At 53.5% G+C, this 19,198-nt stretch carries 17 protein-coding genes and 3 pseudogenes; 12 read left to right on the top strand and 8 right to left on the bottom strand.

The features are described 5' to 3' along the window. Window positions 1-554 precede the first annotated feature (554 nt). From QQM41_RS13175 to QQM41_RS13160, 4 genes and pseudogenes are all read right to left on the bottom strand, one after another. Window positions 555-890: pseudogene (locus QQM41_RS13175) on the bottom strand (integrase core domain-containing protein); the annotation flags it as partial. Window positions 891-1,006: 116 nt separating this feature from the next. Further along, window positions 1,007-1,456, bottom strand: a pseudogene (locus QQM41_RS13170) (transposase); the annotation flags it as partial. A gap of 14 nt (window positions 1,457-1,470) precedes the next feature. Further along, window positions 1,471-2,808, bottom strand: a complete 1,338-nt coding sequence (locus QQM41_RS13165; protein ID WP_339078189.1) for an IS110 family transposase — start codon at window positions 2,806-2,808, stop codon at window positions 1,471-1,473. Window positions 2,809-3,123: 315 nt separating this feature from the next. Beyond that, window positions 3,124-3,471 (bottom strand): annotated as a pseudogene (locus QQM41_RS13160) (IS5/IS1182 family transposase); the annotation flags it as partial. 74 nt (window positions 3,472-3,545) lie between these two features. Between QQM41_RS13160 and QQM41_RS13155 the strand changes: the two are divergent. The 9 genes from QQM41_RS13155 to QQM41_RS13115 all read left to right on the top strand — a co-directional run bounded on the left by QQM41_RS13155 (window position 3,546) and on the right by QQM41_RS13115 (window position 9,710). Beyond that, entirely contained in the window at window positions 3,546-4,577 is a 1,032-nt protein-coding gene (locus QQM41_RS13155; RefSeq protein WP_339078188.1) for an IS110 family transposase, read from the top strand. A 413-nt stretch (window positions 4,578-4,990) separates the two neighbouring features. Continuing rightward, the gene (locus tag QQM41_RS13150; RefSeq protein WP_249023744.1) at window positions 4,991-5,266 is read left to right on the top strand and encodes a hypothetical protein; all 276 of its coding nucleotides are present in this window, start codon (window positions 4,991-4,993) and stop codon (window positions 5,264-5,266) included. 122 nt (window positions 5,267-5,388) lie between these two features. Further along, complete coding sequence (locus tag QQM41_RS13145; RefSeq protein ID WP_029604385.1) at window positions 5,389-6,822, top strand: DUF6880 family protein; 1,434 nt, start codon at window positions 5,389-5,391, stop codon at window positions 6,820-6,822. 105 nt (window positions 6,823-6,927) lie between these two features. Beyond that, window positions 6,928-7,152, top strand: a complete 225-nt coding sequence (vapB, locus tag QQM41_RS13140; RefSeq protein ID WP_086653942.1) for a type II toxin-antitoxin system VapB family antitoxin — start codon at window positions 6,928-6,930, stop codon at window positions 7,150-7,152. After that, on the top strand, window positions 7,152-7,556 hold the full coding sequence (vapC, locus tag QQM41_RS13135; RefSeq protein WP_124306977.1) for a tRNA(fMet)-specific endonuclease VapC: 405 nt from the start codon (window positions 7,152-7,154) through the stop codon (window positions 7,554-7,556). The genes vapB and vapC overlap by 1 nt, the downstream gene beginning before the upstream one ends. Window positions 7,557-7,763: 207 nt before the next feature. After that, window positions 7,764-7,964, top strand: coding sequence for a type II toxin-antitoxin system CcdA family antitoxin (locus QQM41_RS13130; RefSeq protein ID WP_012813343.1), 201 nt, complete (start codon window positions 7,764-7,766; stop codon window positions 7,962-7,964). Next, window positions 7,965-8,270, top strand: a complete 306-nt coding sequence (locus tag QQM41_RS13125) for a CcdB family protein (RefSeq protein WP_042788970.1) — start codon at window positions 7,965-7,967, stop codon at window positions 8,268-8,270. Between the two features lie 212 nt (window positions 8,271-8,482). After that, window positions 8,483-8,656 carry a hypothetical protein gene (locus QQM41_RS13120; RefSeq protein WP_339078187.1) on the top strand — a complete coding sequence of 58 codons (174 nt, stop codon included), beginning with the start codon at window positions 8,483-8,485 and terminating at the stop codon, window positions 8,654-8,656. Window positions 8,657-8,678: 22 nt separating this feature from the next. After that, on the top strand, window positions 8,679-9,710 hold the full coding sequence (locus QQM41_RS13115) for an IS110 family transposase (RefSeq protein WP_237934641.1): 1,032 nt from the start codon (window positions 8,679-8,681) through the stop codon (window positions 9,708-9,710). A gap of 462 nt (window positions 9,711-10,172) precedes the next feature. Here the strand turns inward: QQM41_RS13115 and QQM41_RS13110 are convergent, their stop codons facing one another. Genes QQM41_RS13110 through QQM41_RS13095 form a run of 4 tightly spaced genes read right to left on the bottom strand, consistent with a single transcriptional unit; the run spans window position 10,173 to window position 16,423 of the window. Then, a complete protein-coding gene (locus QQM41_RS13110; protein ID WP_339078186.1) occupies window positions 10,173-13,307 on the bottom strand; it encodes an efflux RND transporter permease subunit in 3,135 nt (1,044 codons plus the stop codon). Next, a complete protein-coding gene (locus tag QQM41_RS13105) occupies window positions 13,307-14,341 on the bottom strand; it encodes an efflux RND transporter periplasmic adaptor subunit (RefSeq protein WP_124296635.1) in 1,035 nt (344 codons plus the stop codon). The genes QQM41_RS13110 and QQM41_RS13105 overlap by 1 nt, the downstream gene beginning before the upstream one ends. After that, window positions 14,338-15,780: a TolC family protein gene (locus QQM41_RS13100; RefSeq protein WP_339078185.1), complete on the bottom strand. Its 1,443-nt coding sequence runs from the start codon at window positions 15,778-15,780 to the stop codon at window positions 14,338-14,340. Before QQM41_RS13100 ends, QQM41_RS13105 begins: the two co-directional genes overlap by 4 nt. Continuing rightward, window positions 15,773-16,423: a cation transporter gene (locus tag QQM41_RS13095; protein WP_010516881.1), complete on the bottom strand. Its 651-nt coding sequence runs from the start codon at window positions 16,421-16,423 to the stop codon at window positions 15,773-15,775. Before QQM41_RS13095 ends, QQM41_RS13100 begins: the two co-directional genes overlap by 8 nt. 73 nt (window positions 16,424-16,496) lie before the next feature. Here QQM41_RS13095 and QQM41_RS13090 point away from each other — a divergent pair, with 73 nt between their 5' ends. The 3 genes from QQM41_RS13090 (at window position 16,497) to QQM41_RS13080 (ending at window position 19,176) form a co-directional block, all read left to right on the top strand. Beyond that, window positions 16,497-16,895, top strand: coding sequence for a helix-turn-helix domain-containing protein (locus QQM41_RS13090; RefSeq protein ID WP_003618791.1), 399 nt, complete (start codon window positions 16,497-16,499; stop codon window positions 16,893-16,895). A gap of 335 nt (window positions 16,896-17,230) precedes the next feature. Beyond that, entirely contained in the window at window positions 17,231-18,493 is a 1,263-nt protein-coding gene (locus QQM41_RS13085; RefSeq protein WP_003618713.1) for a sodium:proton antiporter, read from the top strand. After that, window positions 18,493-19,176 (top strand): YoaK family protein, encoded by a 684-nt coding sequence (locus QQM41_RS13080; RefSeq protein WP_339078184.1) that lies wholly within the window; start codon window positions 18,493-18,495, stop codon window positions 19,174-19,176. Before QQM41_RS13085 ends, QQM41_RS13080 begins: the two co-directional genes overlap by 1 nt. Window positions 19,177-19,198 lie beyond the last annotated feature (22 nt).

The following is a 19,198-nucleotide window of genomic DNA, read 5'->3' as shown; positions in this document are numbered from 1 at the left end:
ATGTCTTTAAGTTACCGGTGCCTCGACAGAAGATGTGACGGTGTCTTCATTCTTAAGACCTTATTCGGTGATGCGCGTGATTATGCATCCGGGCAAGCATGAATCTGAGAAAGACCGCGATCAGGTTGCACTGAGTTGCGAGAGCCACGTTGAGGCGTCGAGGTGGTAAAGAGTGAAAAATGAGTATAAAAAGTGGTTTGAGAACGTGGCGAATGGATATGGCCGGATTCCAACTCGAGGTTATGTAAGTGAGTAGCCCCGAGCCATCGATACGGTTCAGAACGCGCAGTGTGGTACAAGTGACGGTGTCTGTCGCAATCAGATCTCCGCCAGCTTCACTGTTGAAGGATATGAACCAGATTATGCTCCAGTTGAATTGACGGAATCCAAGTCAATGCGGAACAACAGACGCATGATGGTTTCACTTTGGTTAAATTTACGCGATTGAAGCGTTAGAAAAAAATTTGTTTCCACAGTCTGGGAGTTAAGGATTCTCAGTCCAACAATGGTCCGTTGGTAATCCCCCCATTTTTAGTGGGGCATTGAATGAGAATTCAGGCAGCTGTTTTTAGTTTCTGGGCGGGGGTTAGCCCGCTGTTCCCCATGTTGGGTCTGTCATGGTTATATGTCCAGAGCCATTGTGTTGCGACCTCCTGCACGTCCTGAATGCTTTCAAACAAATACTTCTCCAGCCATTCCTGCCGGACAGTTCTGTTGTAGCGTTCAATATAGGCATTCTGCTGCGGATTACCCGGTTGCGTATAGATCAGGGTAATCCCCTGTTTTTCGGCCCATGAAACCAACGTATGACTGACATATTCAGGGCCATTATCCATTCGGATGGCTTCTGGCCTGCCACGCCACTCCATAACCTGGAGGGTTCGAAGAACCGTTGATTGATTTCCCTTCTGCCTGATTTCAGGTTTTTAGCGAGTTGATTGCTGGTTCGTGGACCTGATTTTCACTCTGCGTATTGAGCAGAGAGAGGGTCTCATGCCCTGAATTGCTACGCGCTCGCGTTAATCCGCTCCAGGAGGAGAAAGCGGCGCATATTATAGACGATATTGGCCAGCCCGATCCTCATGGTGGCTCGGGTTATCCCTACGGTTCGTATGAACAGTCCTGTCTGCGATTTCTGATCGGCAAAAACATGCTCGACACGCGACCGAATAACGGACTTTCCGGCGTTGGATCTCTGGATATGTCGTGGCATCGGCTTGAGATGAGGCTTTTTCCTGTGAACCTTCGAGACAAAGCCATGCTTGTCCATGAAGTCCTCATTGGCTTTTGAGCGGTAGGCTGTATCCGCCCAGACTGTTGATGCCATATTGGTTTTATCCAGCAGGCCCTCGCGTAGTCTGGCACCATCGCTGGCCGCTGCATCGGTCGCTTTCCATTTGCGGATCAGCCGAAATTTCCGGTCGATGGAAACATGATCTTGTACCGGGAGCGCAAGCGATTTTTGCGGTTTCAGGGAGTCTTTTCAATCCGATTGGAACGACGTCCTGCTCTGATGTTTTCTCCAACGGTATAGCGCTCCAGAATGATGGCTTTTGCTTCAGAGAGGGTGATGCTGTTTCCCTCCCTGTCGCGCACTTCGTAAGGCTTTCCTCGTTTGAGAACGCTGAAGATCCGGTTCACAATACGATTGGCAACGGCACATAAAGCCTGTTTGTGATGATGACCTTTCACTGTCATCAGCCTCCAATAAAGTTCTGCCAGTTCAGGATCTGTTTTTCGTGCCGTATCAGCAGCAAGATAAAGTGCTTGTTTGATGCGGTTATTGCCACCCTGGGTCAGGGTCTGGCCCGCTCGCTCCACACCACCACTATCAGCCCTTCTGGGAAACAGGCCACAAAAACCCCGTAAATGTTTTTCAGAATGAAACCGCTCAATGTTCTGCAAGATACCAATCAGGGTCGGCGCGAGATGACGGCCGACACCCGGAATACTGAGCACAAGACCCTGTGGGTCGAGGTGTTTGTAGAGGTCAGCAATATGCCGCTCAAGATCTCCAACAGTCTGAATTTTCGCCAGAACATTCTTAATTTCCATCGCGATCTCGAACTGCAGTTCCGAAAAATCAATGTGTGTCCCATGAAGGTCCTGAGCGTATTGCGCCGCTTCACGCAACCCTGTGATCAGCGTTTCCACAAAGGGCCCACTGCGCGGATGGTTCCCTCCCGCATGGGCTGCAACATATTTGGCGAGCGTCGTACGACGCGCCTTCAAAACATCCGAGGGGTGAAACCATTTCTGCAACAGGGCCAAAGAGAGCCGCGTTCCTAAGTCGGGCAAGACTGCTTCAAGCCTGGGGGATGCCCAACGAATGAGATCAAGCAAACGCCGCCTGGCATCCGCGATCTCGTTCTGAAAGCGGCTTCTCTGTTTGGTCAGACGTTGAAGAGCGTGGCTTCGTGGATCCGGAATATGGACTGGATCAAGGCGTGGTCCACCAAATGATGGCATGGCCGCCAGGATCTGGGCATCAGCCATATCTGTTTTGGCGTGTTCGGAAAGGTAACGGCGTAGAGCCTTGACCCGCTTTCCCTTGACGCGGGCTACGGTGATGCCAGCATCCGCAAGGTGGTGGGCAACAGGAAACCAGCTCATACCGGTTGGCTCCATGATGGCCTGAATGTGGTCATCCGCCCTCAGCCCCATCACGGCAGTCTGAACAAAGGCGGCAAGTGAGGGCTGATCATGCCTGAAACGAATTGCACGGCCATTAGGGCGGCCATCGTCATAGATCTGAGCGAGGTGATCTCCGCGAATGGCCAGATCAATACCAATGGTACGGAATGTCATGGTCGGTCCTTTCTGGTGAGGGAACCAACGCTGCGGTCACAGTCAGGTGTGTCATTCGTGGCCGATCAACTTCACTCAAAGCAGACGCCACAATCATGTTACTCTTGCCCCGTCAGCGCGGCCGGGCCGGGTTCATGCTTCACGGAGACGAGACGATCGGCGGATCTCTCAGGGATTTTAGCCCCGAACCGGCCTGGTTCATCCTGACAGTATAGACCCGGTTCCCGGCATGCCGGGAACCGGGTCTGATCCACAAGCACGTTTTCGAAGCCTGCGCTTCTCTGACTTTCTCCATGGCATCAAACCCGGCACCGCTATCGATACCTGCGATTTATAGCCAAAGAAAGGGATGGCCAGATCTGTTGCGGGCATACTCCCGTCATCCTGACGCTTTGCTTTCGTGAACTTCAATGTCCATCGGGCATGATGATCTTTATGGGACAACTTTGAGGGCTTGTCCTGCCAATCCTGCGGGATCCGTCCTTCGCGCAGATCGGCCTTCTCTTCATTGGTATTGCGCTGCTTTGGGGCCGCTACCAGTGTAGCATCCAGGATCTGACCTGACATGGGGAGATAACCGGCATTCCGCAGGGTCGCATCAAAGCGGTTGAACAAAACATCAATTGCTCCCGCCTGTGTCAGACGCTCACGAAACAGCCAGATGGGGTGGACGGCCTCCCTGCGGCATCAATGTGCCATGATGGAGGTTCACTGACCATCAGGAGGAGACCGCCCGTATGAAAGCTAGCATAATTGGCCTTGATATTGCCAAATCCGTTTTTCAGGCTCATGGGGCTGACGCAATTGGAAAGTGCGTTTTCAAGCGCAAGCTTGGTCGCAGTGAAGTTTCTGCATTTTTTGCAAAACTTGACCCATGTGAAGTTGTTCTGGAAGCCTGCGGGTCAGCTCATTACTGGGCACGGGTGATCAGCAGGATTGGTCATGATGTCAGACTGGTTCCTCCTGATCGGGTCAAATCATTTGTCAAAAAAGGCAAGAAAAACGACGCTGTTGATGCGGCTGCGATCTGCATGGCGGCGACTCATCCTGATACGATGTGTGTTCCGATCAAGAGCGAAGAGCAGCAAGGTATCTTGTCACTGCATTCTACCCGCGCTCTTCTGGTCAAACAGCAGACCATGCTGAGTAATGCGTTACGGGCTCTTGCTTCCGAGTTCGGGCTGATAGCCCCTCTGGGCACACGCCATCTGCCAGAACTGATGGCAAAAATAGAGACATCAGCCGACCTACCTGCTGCCATGAAGCAGAGTGCCATGTTGTTATTTGAGCATTATGAAAAGGTCGCTCAGAGCATTGATGCTTTGGAAGTGCAGATCCGGGCGCGTGCAAAAAGCGATGACGATGCGCGTCGGTTGATGACCATCCCTGGGGTCGGTCCTATAACGGCTTCTCTGATTGTCGCCTCGGTCGCGGATATTGGCTCTTTCGCCTCTGCGCGCCATTTTGCCGCCTGGCTGGGGCTTGTGCCTCGTCAGCATTCTACCGGCGGTAAAACCCGTCTGGGAAGGATTACCAAAACGGGCAATCGGCAGATAAGAACGTTGCTGGTTCTTGGTGCGACGGCCATGCTTCATCGTGCCCATAAGTGGGATAGCGCTGCGGGTCAGTGGCTATGCGAACTCATGGCGCGTCGTCCAAGGCGTCTGGCAACAGTTGCACTTGCCAATAAAATGGCTCGTATCATCTGGGCGTTGTTGTCACGTAAAGAGATCTATCGTCCGGCTGGTGTCAGTGTTTCAGCAGGCTGACCTGCACCAGCAGAACGATGGACACCGGAGCTTGCTCCGGTAGATCCGGCAGTATGTACGAACCGACGTGATGGGAAGACTGTCATTCAGCAACAGTTCAGGCCATACCGTTCGACCGTCTGTGCCCCTGAGCACGTGATACCAGATTGGTGCCTGACACGTGAGCGCACACCCATGATGGCCAGCGCATAAAGTCGCATAACCAGGCCGGACATAAGAGCGCATCTGACCGGGTCTTCGCGTTAAATCGGTATTCATCATCCAGCCGGTAGAATAATACGTTTTGGAAATGACATCGGGAGAACAATATGAGGTATTGCGCTTAAACGGCCGTCCACATAAGAGGGTTTTTCGAACCCTCCATCTGTGACGCGGCTGGAAGCGGCGTTTACGCTGATGATCGTCTGGCCGGGGTGCAATTTCTTGGGCTCCATCGCGTCGTCGATCATCTCGAACGGGAAGGGCTTCGGATTGAGGCAGTTCCTGTGCCATCTCTGTCGCCGCCAGCGCTGGTCGCGGTGACTCTGGCCGCGTTCCTGGCTGCGCGAGAAAGAACAACCTTGGCAGAAATCATGCAAAACGTGATCGACGTGCCGCCAGAAAAAGAGCTGCTTGTTATGCTCAAAAATGCAGGATGGGAGTCACGAAGGACCGCCACCGGGCGCTTCTGGGTGAAAACCAGGGGGTGAATAGCTGAGATCGGATACGTCCGTCCGGCTTGGATGGGCGTATCCGATGAAAGGAAGGCCCTGACACGCCGGACCAACACTGGGCGATTGCGCTTCCAGAGGGAGAGCCCTAACCTGCTTCCATGACTCGAAATCCCTCTGAAAAGCCCAAGTCCCGTGCCTCAGCGAAAGTCGGCACGACTGTCACGAAGGATAATCTGAAGGCGCTTGGTGCGGACCGACTTGCGGACCTGCTCATCGAACTGGCAGGGCAGGACACCGCACTGACCCGCAGGCTTCGCATGGCGCTGACAGCGGTTCACGCGAAGGATAAACTCGGCAAGGAGATCGAAAAGAGACTGCGCACGATCCAGCGTTCCCGTGGGTTTCTGCCCTGGGACCGGATCCGTCCTCTGGCTGCTGAACTTGATACCTTGCGGCAATCCATCCTGGGTGACGTTGCCTCTGCCGATGTCGGGCAGGCCATTTCAGCCATGAGGCTGCTTGTGGAGATTGCCCCATCCGTCTACGAGCGCTCGGACGACAGTTCCGGATACCTGTCGGACGTCTTCCGGGAGGCCGCTTCTGATCTTGGCGTTCTCTGGGGACGACAGGCCAACCGGGATCCCGCCATCGTTGTCACAGACCTTCTTACGCTTCTCGATGATGACGGGTATGGCACCTGTGATCGTCTGCTCGCCGCGTGCGGCACGGCATTAGGCGAAACGGGCGCAGCCATGCTCAGAACTATGCTTCTGGCACGACTGCGCGACCTTCCTGCGTCAAAGGGGAATAGCGATTATCATACCGACATCGCGCGTATGCAGGTGATCAGGCACCTGCGGGATCTTGCGGATGCCATGGGTGACGTTGATGCGTATAGTGAAGCTGTCAGCCTGAGTGACCGCCAGTATGCCTATACCGGCGACGTCGCACGCCGCTTGCTGGACAAGGGGCGCGCCCGGGAGGCACTTGACTGGCTCGACCGGGAAACTGAAGAGAACTCTCGCTTTTACAAGGAAAACGACGATCTGCGGATTGAAGCATACGAGGCCGTTGGAGACCGAGACAAAGCTCAGGCTCTGCGATGGAACGTTTTTCGGGAACGCCTGAGCCTGCCGCACTGGAAAGCCTATCAGCGTCATCTCAGTGATTATGATGCGATCGACGCCGAAGAGCAGGCACTCGATCACATCCGGAATTTCCCGAATAGAAGCGTGGTCCTGTCTACTCTTCTGGAATGGCCCGCTCTCGACGAAGCTGCCCGTCTCGTGCGGCATCATACAGCGGAACTGGACGGACGGGACTACGGGACGCTGCGTCCGGCAGCGGAACGTCTATCTGAAGCTTATCCCAACGAAGCGACGCTGCTCTACCGTCTGCTGGTCGAGGCCGTGCTGGACAGGGCGCTTTCCCGTTACTACGCCTATGCCGCAAAGGATCTTGCGTCCTGTCAGCGACTTGCACCCATGTTGACCATGGCTGAAGGCATGGAATCCCATGAAACGTTCATGACCCGGTTGAAGGCTTCACATAAGCGCAAACTGGGATTCTGGTCATTGATCGCCGTGCCCTGAGAGCAGGGTTGGGGGAAAATGGTCTGGCCAGTATTGCGAGCGAATTCCATTGTTACCCGGCAAGAGTTTGGATATACTGTCGGCATATCCCAAATGGAGGTTACGATGCTCACCCGCACGACGCTCTTTCTGTCCAATCGCTCTCAGGCCGTGCGTCTTCCCAAAGCGGTTGCGTTTGACGCCAGCCTGAAAGACGTCGTGATCATCCCGGACGGTGCGCGTCGCATAATCGCGCCCGCGAATGCCGCTTGGGACGATTTCTTTGCCGCGCCGGGCACTCCACTGCCTGAGCGTGATCAGCCGAGGATGCAGGAACGCGAAAGCTTCTGATGCTTCGTTATCTTCTGGATACAAACTTTTGCATTCGTGTCCTGCGTGATCGTCCGCAAGGCTTGCGTGAGCGTTTCAATGATAACGCCGAGGCGCTCTGCATCTCGGATGTCGTGCTTTACGAACTTCTCTATGGAGCCGAAAAATCTCACGATCCGGCAAAGATTCGACGTGAGGTTGAGCATTTTGCCGCACGTCTGTCTGTTTTGCCGTTTGATGATGACGCCGCAGCCCATACAGCGGAAATCAGGGCAGAGCTGGAAAAGCGTGGCTGTGTCATCGGCCCATACGATTTGATGATTGCCGGGCACGCTCGAAGCAGGGGGCTTGTCGTTGTGACTGGAAATCTACGAGAATTTACGAGGGTAGATGGGTTGCGATCTGAGGATTGGACGGCCGGTTAAGGGATAAGTGGAGCTTCTGCTTCGGCTTCTGCCTCATGTCAGACGTAACAGGAATTGCTGGAGTTTTCTGAAAGCAGGCATATAGCGAGATGATAATATGCGCATGGAAATGTGTATAAACATGTGCTATGTTTCAGTTCTCATGTAAATAGGATCAAAGCTATGGTTCGTGTGCACTCCACCAGCCCGTTGCGTCGTCCCACTAATGTGACGTTACCTGCTCAGTTACTCGAAGAAGCCAGATCGCTTGATCTCAACATATCGCAGGCCTGCGAACAGGGGTTGAAGTCAGCGATCGCTTCGGTTCGTGCTCAACAATGGCTCGCAGAAAATCGCTCCTCTCTTGAAGCATCCCGACAGTATGTCGAAAAGAATGGTCTTCCTCTGGCGGATTATCGGAACTTCTGAATGGCGCGTTTTGATGTGTATTGTTTGGCCGGACGAGGTGAAGCGCGTTTCGTTTTAGATGTGCAGGCAGACCTGCTGGACGAGTTGGGCACCCGCATCGTGGTGCCGCTTTTATCACAGAAAGTGGCACCCAAGCCGGCAAAGAGACTGAATCCGATTTTCGTAGTCGATGACCAGTCGTTCGTTATGATGACACAGTTTATGGCTGCTGTACCTGACCGTGATCTGAAAAAAGTCGTGACGTCATTGTCTCTTTATCAGGATGAAATCATCCAGGCTATTGATCTACTTTTAACTGGTTTCTGAGGGAGAGCCTTGGTCGGCTTCCGCCTACATGTCGGACATAAAAGTGGGTTGGCTCGCCTTTCGCATAACGGACATAGTCCGCGCAGTCCCCCGCTATCACTTGGAGCCGAGAGTGGGGTGATCGTTATGGGAAATAACCAGCAAGAATACAGGCGCTTAGGTTGGCCGTAGCAAGACACGCCCGAAGCCACTGGGCAGGGAGTATAAATCATTTGGATCCGGCAACGATGCTTTCGGTTTTCGGCCTTGACACGATGATGTTCGGTGCGGGCAGCAATCCAGATTTTCTGGACAGCGTCAAGATTCATGAAGGCAATTCCGAACCCAACCAGATGGGGTGGACGGCCTCCCTGCAGCATCAATGTGCCATGATGGAGGTTCACTGACCATCAGGAGGAGACCGCCCGTATGAAAGCTAGCATAATTGGCCTTGATATTGCCAAATCCGTTTTTCAGGCTCATGGGGCTGACGCAAATGGAAAGTGCGTTTTCAAGCGCAAGCTTGGTCGCAGTGAAATTTCAGCATTTTTTGCAAAACTTGACCCATGTGAAGTTGTTCTGGAAGCCTGCGGGTCAGCTCATTACTGGGCACGGGTGATCAGCAGGATTGGTCATGATGTCAGACTGGTTCCTCCTGATCGGGTCAAATCATTTGTCAAAAAAGGCAAGAAAAATGACGCTGTTGATGCGGCTGCGATCTGCATGGCGGCGACTCATCCTGATACGATGTGTGTTCCGATCAAGAGCGAAGAGCAGCAAGGCGTGTTGTCACTGCATTCTACCCGCGCTCTTCTGGTCAAACAGCAGACCATGCTGAGTAATGCGTTACGGGCTCTTGCTTCCGAGTTCGGGCTGATAGCCCCTCTGGGCACACGCCATCTGCCAGAACTGATGGCAAAAATAGAGACATCAGCCGACCTGCCGGCTACCATGAAGCAGAGTGCCATGTTGTTATTTGAGCATTATGAAAAGGTCGCTCAGAGCATTGATGCTTTGGAAGTGCAGATCCGGGCGCGTGCAAAAAGCGATGAGGATGCGCGTCGGCTGATGACCATCCCTGGGGTCGGTCCCATAACGGCTTCTCTGATTGTCGCCTCGGTCGCGGATATTGGCTCTTTCGCCTCTGCGCGCCATTTTGCCGCCTGGCTTGGGCTTGTGCCTCGTCAGCATTCTACCGGCGGTAAAACCCGTCTGGGAAGGATTACCAAAACGGGCAATCGGCAGATAAGAACGTTGCTGGTTCTTGGTGCGACGGCCATGCTTCATCGTGCCCATAAGTGGGATAGCGCTGCGGGTCAGTGGCTATGCGAACTCATGGCGCGTCGTCCAAGGCGTCTGGCAACAGTTGCACTTGCCAATAAAATGGCTCGTATCATCTGGGCGTTGTTGTCACGTAAAGAGATCTATCGTCCGGCTGGTGTCAGTGTTTCAGCAGGCTGACCTGCACCAGCAGAACGATGGACACCGGAGCTTGCTCCGGTAGATCCGGCAGTATGTACGAACCGACGTGATGGGAAGACAGTCATTCAGCAACAGTTCAGGCCATACCGTTCGACCGTCTGTGCCCCTGAGCACGTGATACCAGATTGGTGCCTGACACGTGAGCGCACACCCATGATGGCCAGCGCATAAAGTCGCATAAACAGGCCGGACATAAGAGCGCATCTGACCGGGTCTTCACGTTAAATCGGTATTCATCATCCAGCCGGTAGAATAATACGTTTTAGAAATGACATCGGGAGAACAATGTGAGGTATTGCGCTTAAACGGCCGTCCACATAAGAAGGTCGAGCCAGACCGAATGGTGGCCGAGCGTGATACGGAAGCAGTTTTCATTCTGGGTTCTATTGGCATATCGGACATAATCTTCAAGTAGTTCTGTGCAGCAGTGGCCCATACCTGTCACTTGAACAAGGTTTCCGGAACTCCCGTTTCGTTTTCAGAAAAACTACCAAATCTAACAGCAAGAATAGGCAAAACAAACAGGTTAAGTATCATTGATGTCATGAGCCCTCCAAGAATGACAGCGGCCATAGGTCCTTCGATTTCCCGCCCAGGCGCATTCATATCAACAGCCAGAGGCGCCAGTCCAAGCGCCGTAACGAGCGATGTCATGAGTACGGGGACGACACGGTCTCTGGCCCCCCGGAGCGCTGTTGTTACTCCCCATGTAAGATCTTCCCGCTCGACCAAAGCCTCAAAATGCGAAATCATCATCACCGAATTCCGAAGCGTAATCCCGAATAGTGTAACGAAGCCGACTGTTGCCCCAAGAGTTAGCGTTGTGCCGGAAACAATGATTGTCAGAATGCCGCCTACAAATGCGAAGGGAAGATTGACGAGTATCAGAGCGAGATTGCGCCATCCTTGTGTGATTATTGAGAGCAGAATCATGACCGCTATGGCAGCGAGCCCGGAATTTATAAACAGTTCCTTGCGTGATTGTGATTCAGCTTCCGCTGCGGATGTAAACTGAACGTAGGTTCCAAGAGGCAGTTTGATATTTTTTGCTATAGCCGTGCGTGCGTCCTGAACGAAAGATTGAGCTGATCGTCCTGTAACATTTGCGGTGACAGTCTGTGTTCTCTGTGCTCCCAGATGTGACACCTGATAGCGACCGTTCGTCTCATATATGTCTGCAACAGCGCGGAGTGGTACGTAGTTTCCGTGAACAGTATGCAGTGGCAGGGAACCGACAGACGCAACATCATTACGACTTGCGTCATCAAGACGAACCATAACATTAAAAGCCGCAGAACGCTCGTATATCTGCCCCACGGTTTCACCCTGCCAGGCTGTATGGATGGATCGGAGTACATCCGCCGACCGAAGCCCCCAGCGCTCCAGATCAGCAGGGCGTAGCCGAATAGCAAGTTCCGGAACACCAGGAGGTGCTTCTATCCGGACATCTGTTGCGCCATGTATCTGATGCAACATGCGGACAATATTATTTGCCTGGATATCCAATACATCCAGATCATCGCCAATAATATTGATTGCCACAGCCGAAGACGAACCAGAAAGGGTTTCGTTTACGCGCATCGTCAAAAAACTACTGACAGAAAAACTGGCCCCAACGAACCCGTCAAGCGCTTTGCGAACGCGGGCATCAATCTGTCGGGAAGCCTTCCCATCCACCTGATTCAAATCAACCTCAAACTCGCTGGTATGTGGTCCAGACGTGTCCTCATCCAGCGAGGCGCGTCCGACTCTCTGAGCAACCGAACGGATTTCGGGAAGCTGACGAAGTTTTTCTGTAACCTGTCTACCTAATTTCAGAGACTGTTCCAGGGAAGTCCCCGGAACTGCCGTCATATGAATGATAAGGTGACCTTCCTTGAAATCAGGAATGAAATCGCTTTCAAGGAATGGAAGGGCCGCAAACCCTATCAAGGTGGTCAGGATCATCCCGCCTATAACAAATCGGGGATGGCGCATTAATCTGGCCAGAAGACGTTCATAAGCTCTGGCGGTCCACCCTGCCAGGGGGGGCTCTCTCCGGGTTTCTCCAGGCGTCGCCAAGAGCCATGCGCAGAGTGCAGGTACAACGGTTACAGCAGCGGCAAGAGAAGCCATGACCGCAAGAACATAAGCTGTTGCCAGTGGAGCAAACAGTCGTCCCGAAAGTCCGGGAAGGGCGATGACAGGCAAGAAAACGATAATGACAGCAAAGGTCGCGTAAACCACTGCACTGCGGACTTCAACGCATGCATCGAGTACGACGCGCGCTGTAGATGCGGGCTGGACCAGAAGCCGGTTTTCACGCAATCGGCGTGTAACATTTTCGACCCCGATCACGGCGTCATCCACGACCTCGCCGATGGCGATAGCAAGCCCCCCCAGGGTCATGGCATTCAAAGTAACCCCGAGTGTCTCCAGCAACGACAGGGCTATCAGAATAGCCAAAGGTATGGTGGCGCAACAGATTGCAGCGGTTCGCAGGTCAAAAAGGAAAAGAAAGATTACGGCAACCACCAGAAAACCGCCCAGAAGCAATGCTTGTGTGGCATTCCCCAATGCGGTCGTAATGAAATTGGCGGGTCGGAACAGGTCAGCATGCAATGTAATCCCCTGTCCCTGCAATTGCGGGCGGAAATCGGTAAGTGCCGCCTCGATTTCCCGGGTCACAGCCATCGTATTGGCACCGTACTGTTCCCATATATTAACCACAATGCCTGTCTTTCCCTCGATACTGGCCGCGCCGAAGGCGGGAATAGGGGCTTCAGTTACAGTGGCAATACTGCCCAGTGTGACAGCACCATTATCAGAGCGGACAATCACAGTGCGGGCCAGACTTTCTGGCGTCAGGGCCTGACCGTCAGACTGAAGAACGACTCTTTGGTTCGGGGTATCAATAAAGCCGGCCCCCTGTATGCCAGTTGCTTCCTGGGCAGCCGCAAGGACGTCATCAAGTCCGATATGATGCAAGATGAGTTGGTCTGGATGTACCTGTATCTGGAGTGACCGACGCTCCCCGCCAAACACACTGACTCCAGCCACACCAGGCAACGCCAGCAGACGCGGCCTTAATGACCAGTCAGCAAGCGTGCGCAACTGCATAAGGGACTGTTGTTCCGACGTCAGACCAATCACCAGTACCAGACCGGCGGATGAGGTCAGTGGCGTCATAGTCGGAGCATGAACACCGGCTGGCAATTGCTGTGCAACAACATTCATTTGTTCCCCGACCAGTTGCCGGGCGCGATAAATATCGGTCGATGTCGCAAACAGGACGTTGACGACTGACAGTCCCTGAATCGAAGTCGATTGCACGCGCTGAATACCCGGGAGGCCGCTCAGGGCAATTTCCATTGGGCGACTAACCAATGTTTCGACCTGTTCCGGCGTAAAACCAGCGGCTTCGGTCTGGATCGTGACCCGTGGCGGAATGAATTCCGGAAACACATCATAGCTGGCATGTCTCAAGCCATACAGGCCATAGAAGAACAACAGACATGCGGTTGCGATAACCACGCCCCGGAAGCGGATCGAAAACCCGATAATAGCTGCCTGAAGGCTGAAAGAACGTCCCGTCATCAGTCGTCATCGTCTCCTGATTCAAGCTGAGCTCGGAATTCTTCAGACAGAAGTAATTGCGTACCCTCTACGACGATTTGCGTTTCGTGTGTGATTTGTCCTGGAGTATCTTGGATCAGGTAGCCACCTTCTCGGTCCGGCACGTCGGTCGTAAGGGGTAGGCGTGTAAATTTTCCGTGTCCGTTATCACGGTATATCCACGACTTACCTTGCAGCCAGATAATAGCTGATGCAGGTATCCGGATACCGGGACGTTCCTCTTCGGTAGGCAGGAGAACGGAAACATTCATGCCCGCGACAAGCTGACTTTCAGCCGACGCAAAATAGAAAAAGCTACGCCCCTGAATAGCAGGATCGGTCATGGTTACAGGAGACAAATAGTGGAGCATTGTCCCGTGTCCACCCGTGTTTCCATAATCGGTCACATACGCCTGACTTGGTGGGGTTGGTAGATCCGTATCTGGTGGAAGGGTCACCTTGACCAAGACCACTTGTTGTTGAAGTAACTGTGTAATGAAAATTGTATTTTTTTCGGTAGCGTCAGATATGACCGAACCAAATTGCTGTCTGATAATATTAAGTGCGTTATTCACCCGGACCTGTTCTGCTTTTACCATAGCTGAGTTGGACTGAAATCTGGCTGTTGTCTCCTGGAATTGTTCCTGAGAGATATTCTGCCGGTCGCGATACAGTCCTTTGTCACGATCGAGTTTCGCACGGGCAAGCGTCTGCTGTGCCTGCATGCTCTCCAGCCGCGCTTTCATGTCAGCATAATCACTAACAAGAGTGATAAGTTGTGTTGCGTTCAGAACGTAACCATAGGCGGGAACCAACTTTCTCCAAGGCACGATGCTGGGTCGTGCAGAAGCGATGCCACTCTTCGTAACTGCTTCCGGGGAGACCGTCACGGTCGCCTCTGCGCCAAGAACCGAAACTGGTGGATCATCATCATCTGCAATAGCAATGTCCGCCACGTTTAGAACTAGGAAGACAGAAAGACCTACAAGAGGCAGCCAGAAGGCCCTCGCTTTCATGGTGAGTTCCTTTGGTTATTTTCAAGCAGGCCGGAAACCTGCGCGGCACTGGTGTGATCAAAAATGGGCTGCTGCATGCTATCTTCGATCTGACCTATGGCTTGCCGTTGCTGAATTTCTGCTTCAAGAAGAGCGGTCTCTGCTTGAATCTGCTCTATATGAGTCATAACCATCGTTGGTCGGTCGATTGCGCCTGACTGAAGGCGGTGCTGCATCTGGTTCAGCCTTACCCGTACGGTTTTGGCAAGTTCATCCGCCTGTAGCAGAATTGATGTCGTGCCGCGGTAATTGGCCGTAGCCTGCGAGATGGACTTAAACACCGTGTTCTCTGCACGCCGGAGACGAGCCGCCGCCTCATGCTCCTGCCCAACAGCTTCAGCTATGGGGCCTTCGTTCTGATTGAAAATCGGAATTTGCAGAGAGGGATTTACCTCAAAGCGATTTGAAAAATCCCAGTTATAGGCGGGACTGATGGTGACATCGGGATAGCGTCGGGAAACTTCGACCCGTAGAGCCTGTCGGGCGGCGTCATAAGACGCAAGAAGTTCCCGCAGATCCGCGCGTTGCATTACGGCTTGGTATCTCATGTCCTGTGAATCGCGGTATTCCATGAGGTCGGGACAGACATCAAATGCTTTTGTATCAAGAGCAATGGAATCAAGTGCTTCGGCAGGAACCCCGATTGCTCCTGCCAGAGCTGCCTTACGGACGGCATACTCGCGCCGCAGATCACTGACAGACAACTCGGCATGGATCATTTCCGTCCGTACCTGCGATATTTCGAGAGCGGATGCTCGCCCCTGATCAAAACGTGCCTGTTCCAGGGTAAAGAGTTCGCGTTTAGCTGCCGCAGTCTCTTCCACAAGCTTGAGGCGCCCGGATACAGCCCAGACGCCGAGAAGAGCAGACCGCGTGTCGCTGCGTAGTTTCCATGCAGTATTGATGACTTCCCATTGCGCGACGGCAGCCCGATATCTGGCTTCTTTGATACGGTGATAACGCCTGCCGAAAAATTCGATCAGTATTGACGCGCCGTAGCCGACGTAATGAGCCGATGGGCCACCCAGCACCGTGAAACTGGGATTGGGCAGTTGACCGGCTGTCTTGATTCCAGCGCGAGCCGTTTCCAGTTCAGCTTTAGCTACAAGGATATCGGGATGAAAATACAAGGTAGCAAGCGTCAGGCGAGTGATGTCCCATGCGTTTTCCTGACTCGATACGTTTGGTCCGAGAACTTTTGTAATGAATTCTTGCAATCCGGCATCCGTAAATTGACGGCTGGAAAATTTCTGGACATCTGATTCCGGCGAAATATTTGAGTGATCACTATTTGTACAGCCACAGAGCAGGGGAAAAATCAGGAGAATGAATGCCGCATTATAGCGTGTGCGTCTCCTTACCTGCTTAATATATTCTAGAGTATTATATGATTTATACATTGATATGTCGTGATATATCTGATTTGTTATCTGTTAGTTCTACTCTCGATTGTCGCATAATCTGCACACCTCCACTAATACCAAGCATCGCAAGGATGGCAGCTACCGCAATATCCGGCCACGCAGAACGAGTGCCAAACACGCCCAGAGCTGCCAGCACAACGGCAACATTTCCGATCGCATCATTACGAGAGCAGATCCATACAGAACGGCGGTTGGCATCACCTTTCCGGTGTGTCCATAATATGAGGGCACAGGCCAGATTGACCGCGAGGGCAAGCAGACCAATGCCGCCCATTGCGTCTGGGTGAGGCGGATGGTTGCTGTTCATTACTATCCACCCAGCATTGGCCATTACCCATAGCCCAGCCATGAACAGGGTCAGGCCTTTCAGAAAGGCCGCGCCAGCTCGCCATCGCAATGCCATTCCGGCAACACTGAGGCTTATTGCGTAGTTGGCGCTGTCGCCAAGGAAATCAATCGCGTCCGCCTGTACGGATGCAGATCCAACCGACACGCCAGCCCCAGCTTCAACGGCAAACATGCTGGCATTGAGAAAAAGCGCGATCAGGAGCGCTCTCCGCCATGATTTATTGATTGGTAGCGGCGTATCTGTGCATCCACCACAGCATCCTCCTGCCATCCAGCGCCTCCCTGACGAATCATCTGTTTTAATGTATGCTCCCTGTAGCAACTACAGGGTCAAGAGGCAGGGAATGCGATCGATTGGTGCCTTGGGGAAGGCGACGAATACCAAAGTCGAGACGATCCGCTATTACGAACGGATCGGTCTTCTGGCTCCGCCACAGCGGACCGATGGCAATTATCGCACTTATGATGATGAGGCACTCGCGAGACTGTCTTTTATTCGTCGATCTCGGGATCTGGGTTTTTCATTAGACCAGGTAAGAGCTCTATTATCCCTAACGGATCAGGGAACCCAGGATTGTAAGACAGTTGATAGAATTGCTCGTGACCATATGGCAGAAATTGAGCGCAAAATTGCGGATCTCATCGCATTGCGCCATGAACTTTCTACGATGATAGAATCATGCGGGGGAGGTAATATTTCAGAATGCCGAATTATTGAAGCACTTTCTCCGTTTGATAATTAGTTCTCCTGACTTTTTTCGCAGCCAGTCGATTCTGCATTTGACGGAAGATTACCCGAAATAGTTATACGGCCTCATCCTCACGTGTCAGAATCTGAAAAATCCTCATGGAAAATTCAAGGACTATACGTGCTCCCATGGTGGCAGTTTATGATCAGGCCAGTTCTGAAGCAGACATTCGGCTTCCCCCCCAAATCTGCCTGTCGGCTTCAAGAATTAAGCAGACTGGCGGCAGTCGCCCTCATTTTTGTCATTCAATGCCCGGTTAAGCTTCTCGAATAGCGGACTATTTTCGGTTTTTCTTGACGTAAGGAGCCTGAGCAGTCAGCGGTGAGGTCATGGATACCATCAGCCTTCTTGCTCTACTCCTGACGCTCTCGGCAGGCTTCAGCATTCTCAACCACCATACGTTGCGTGTTCCTGTCACGATCGGCGTTCTGGTCTTCTCATTGCTGACCTCGCTTCTGGTCATGATCCTGAACCCTCTGATCCCGGCCTATGACCTTCAGGCTCTCCCACGGTCTGTACTCGGCGCGATCAATCTGCCTGCGGCACTTCTGAACGGTGCCCTGTCGCTGCTGCTTTTTGCGGGAGCCATGCAGGTGGATGTCGGGCATCTGCGAGCAAAGCTGATGTCTGTGACCGCTCTCTCCATTCTGGGAACCGTTCTGGCCGTGGCTTTTCTGGCGGTCGCGGCGTGGTGTGTTTTCCCGCTGCTGGGCCATGCCGTTCCCTTTACATGGTGCATCGTGCTCGGCGCTATCCTCGCTCCGACAGACCCGGTTTCGGTCGTGGGAATGCTGAAACGTCTGGGACTGCCAGGACCGCTACAGGCCGTCTTTGCGGGCGAGAGCCTGTTCAATGACGGCGTGGGCGTCGTCATTTTCGGTGTGACGATCGGGCTGGCGACTGGAGACAGTCAAGGGGTGGGCGCTTCTGAGATTGCCATGAGCTTCTGCCGCGAAGCGCTCGGTGGTGGTCTTCTTGGAGCGATAACCGGGTGGATTGCTCTTCGTGTGCTCAAGGGACAGCGTGACCCGCATATTGATCTGCTGACCTCACTGGCTCTGGCGACCGGAACCTTCAGCATCGCCAATCAGTTGGGGATGTCCGGTGCGATTGCCGTCGTCGTGGCCGGTCTCTGCTTCGGAACCAGCTACAGCCATTCCATTTTCGATGAAGTATCGCGCAAGGAACTCGACATTGCATGGACGCTGATTGACGAAGTGCTGAACGTCCTGCTGTTCATGCTCATCGGCTTTGAAATACTGGAGATCACGCCGCATCTGTTCACGGTTCTGGCGACGCTTGCCGTGATCCCGCTGTCCATTGCCGTGCGGGCATTGAGTGTGCTGTTCTCCACCCTGCCGGTTCATCTCCGGCAGTGGGAGCGGGGCCGTGTCCTCGGCATCCTGACATGGGGCGGCCTGCGTGGCGGCATCTCGGTTTCTCTGGCGCTTGGCCTGCCGCACGGAGACCTGCGTGATCTGCTGCTGCCTGTCTGTTACGGTGTCGTGGTGTTCACCATCATCGTGCAGGGGCTGACCATGGAGCGGGTCGCCCGCAGGCTCTATCCGTCAATCGTCTCCCGGCCGCAGTAATGCCGTCTTCCCTTCTTCCCGTCTCGATTTCCGCCCGGCGGGTTCTCATTCTCGGGCTTGTCGCAGGCTATGTGGATGCCCTGAGTTTCGTCGATCTGAGCGGTGTCTTTGCCGGCGCGATGACCGGCAATACCACGCATATGGGCGCCTCGTTTATCAGTGGGAACTGGCAGCACGGCCTGCTTCTGATGGGTGTGCTGGGCGTATTTTTTCTTGCCGCTATTCTGGCCAGCCTGATGCGGCTGTTATGGTCGCCAGCTTGCGGGGTCATGGTCATGACGATCTTCATGGTTCTGGCGCAGGCGGTTCAGGGATCGTCCCTGCGTTACTGGGGAGAATTTCTCGTGCTTCCGGCACTTCTGGCCGTGCAGGGCGAAACGATCGCGAAATTCTCCGGCACGCCCATGCCCACGATCGTCGTGACGACAAACCTGTTAAAAGCCGCATCGGGAATTGCGGAATGGATGGCGTCATGGATTGCGCCGGACAGGAACATTCGCCCTGTCGCAGGAAGCATTTTTCTGCCGCTACTTTCGTGGGGGGCTTTTCTGGCAGGCGTGATGGCCGCCGCTACGGGGCTGGCCCTGCACGGTAGTTTTCCGTTCCTCTGGCCCGTCCCTTTCCTTGTCTTTCTATACCGGGATATCTGGCAAACGGAGCGTTCCGGGCAGGACGATAATTGAACACCCTGTCTGACAGGTCAGG

This window comes from Acetobacter sp. AC2005 (assembly GCF_037901235.1).
GTDB lineage: Bacteria > Pseudomonadota > Alphaproteobacteria > Acetobacterales > Acetobacteraceae > Acetobacter > Acetobacter oryzoeni.
The sequence above is the reverse complement of the archived record's forward strand: the minus strand, read 5'-3'. Positions and strand labels throughout refer to the sequence as shown.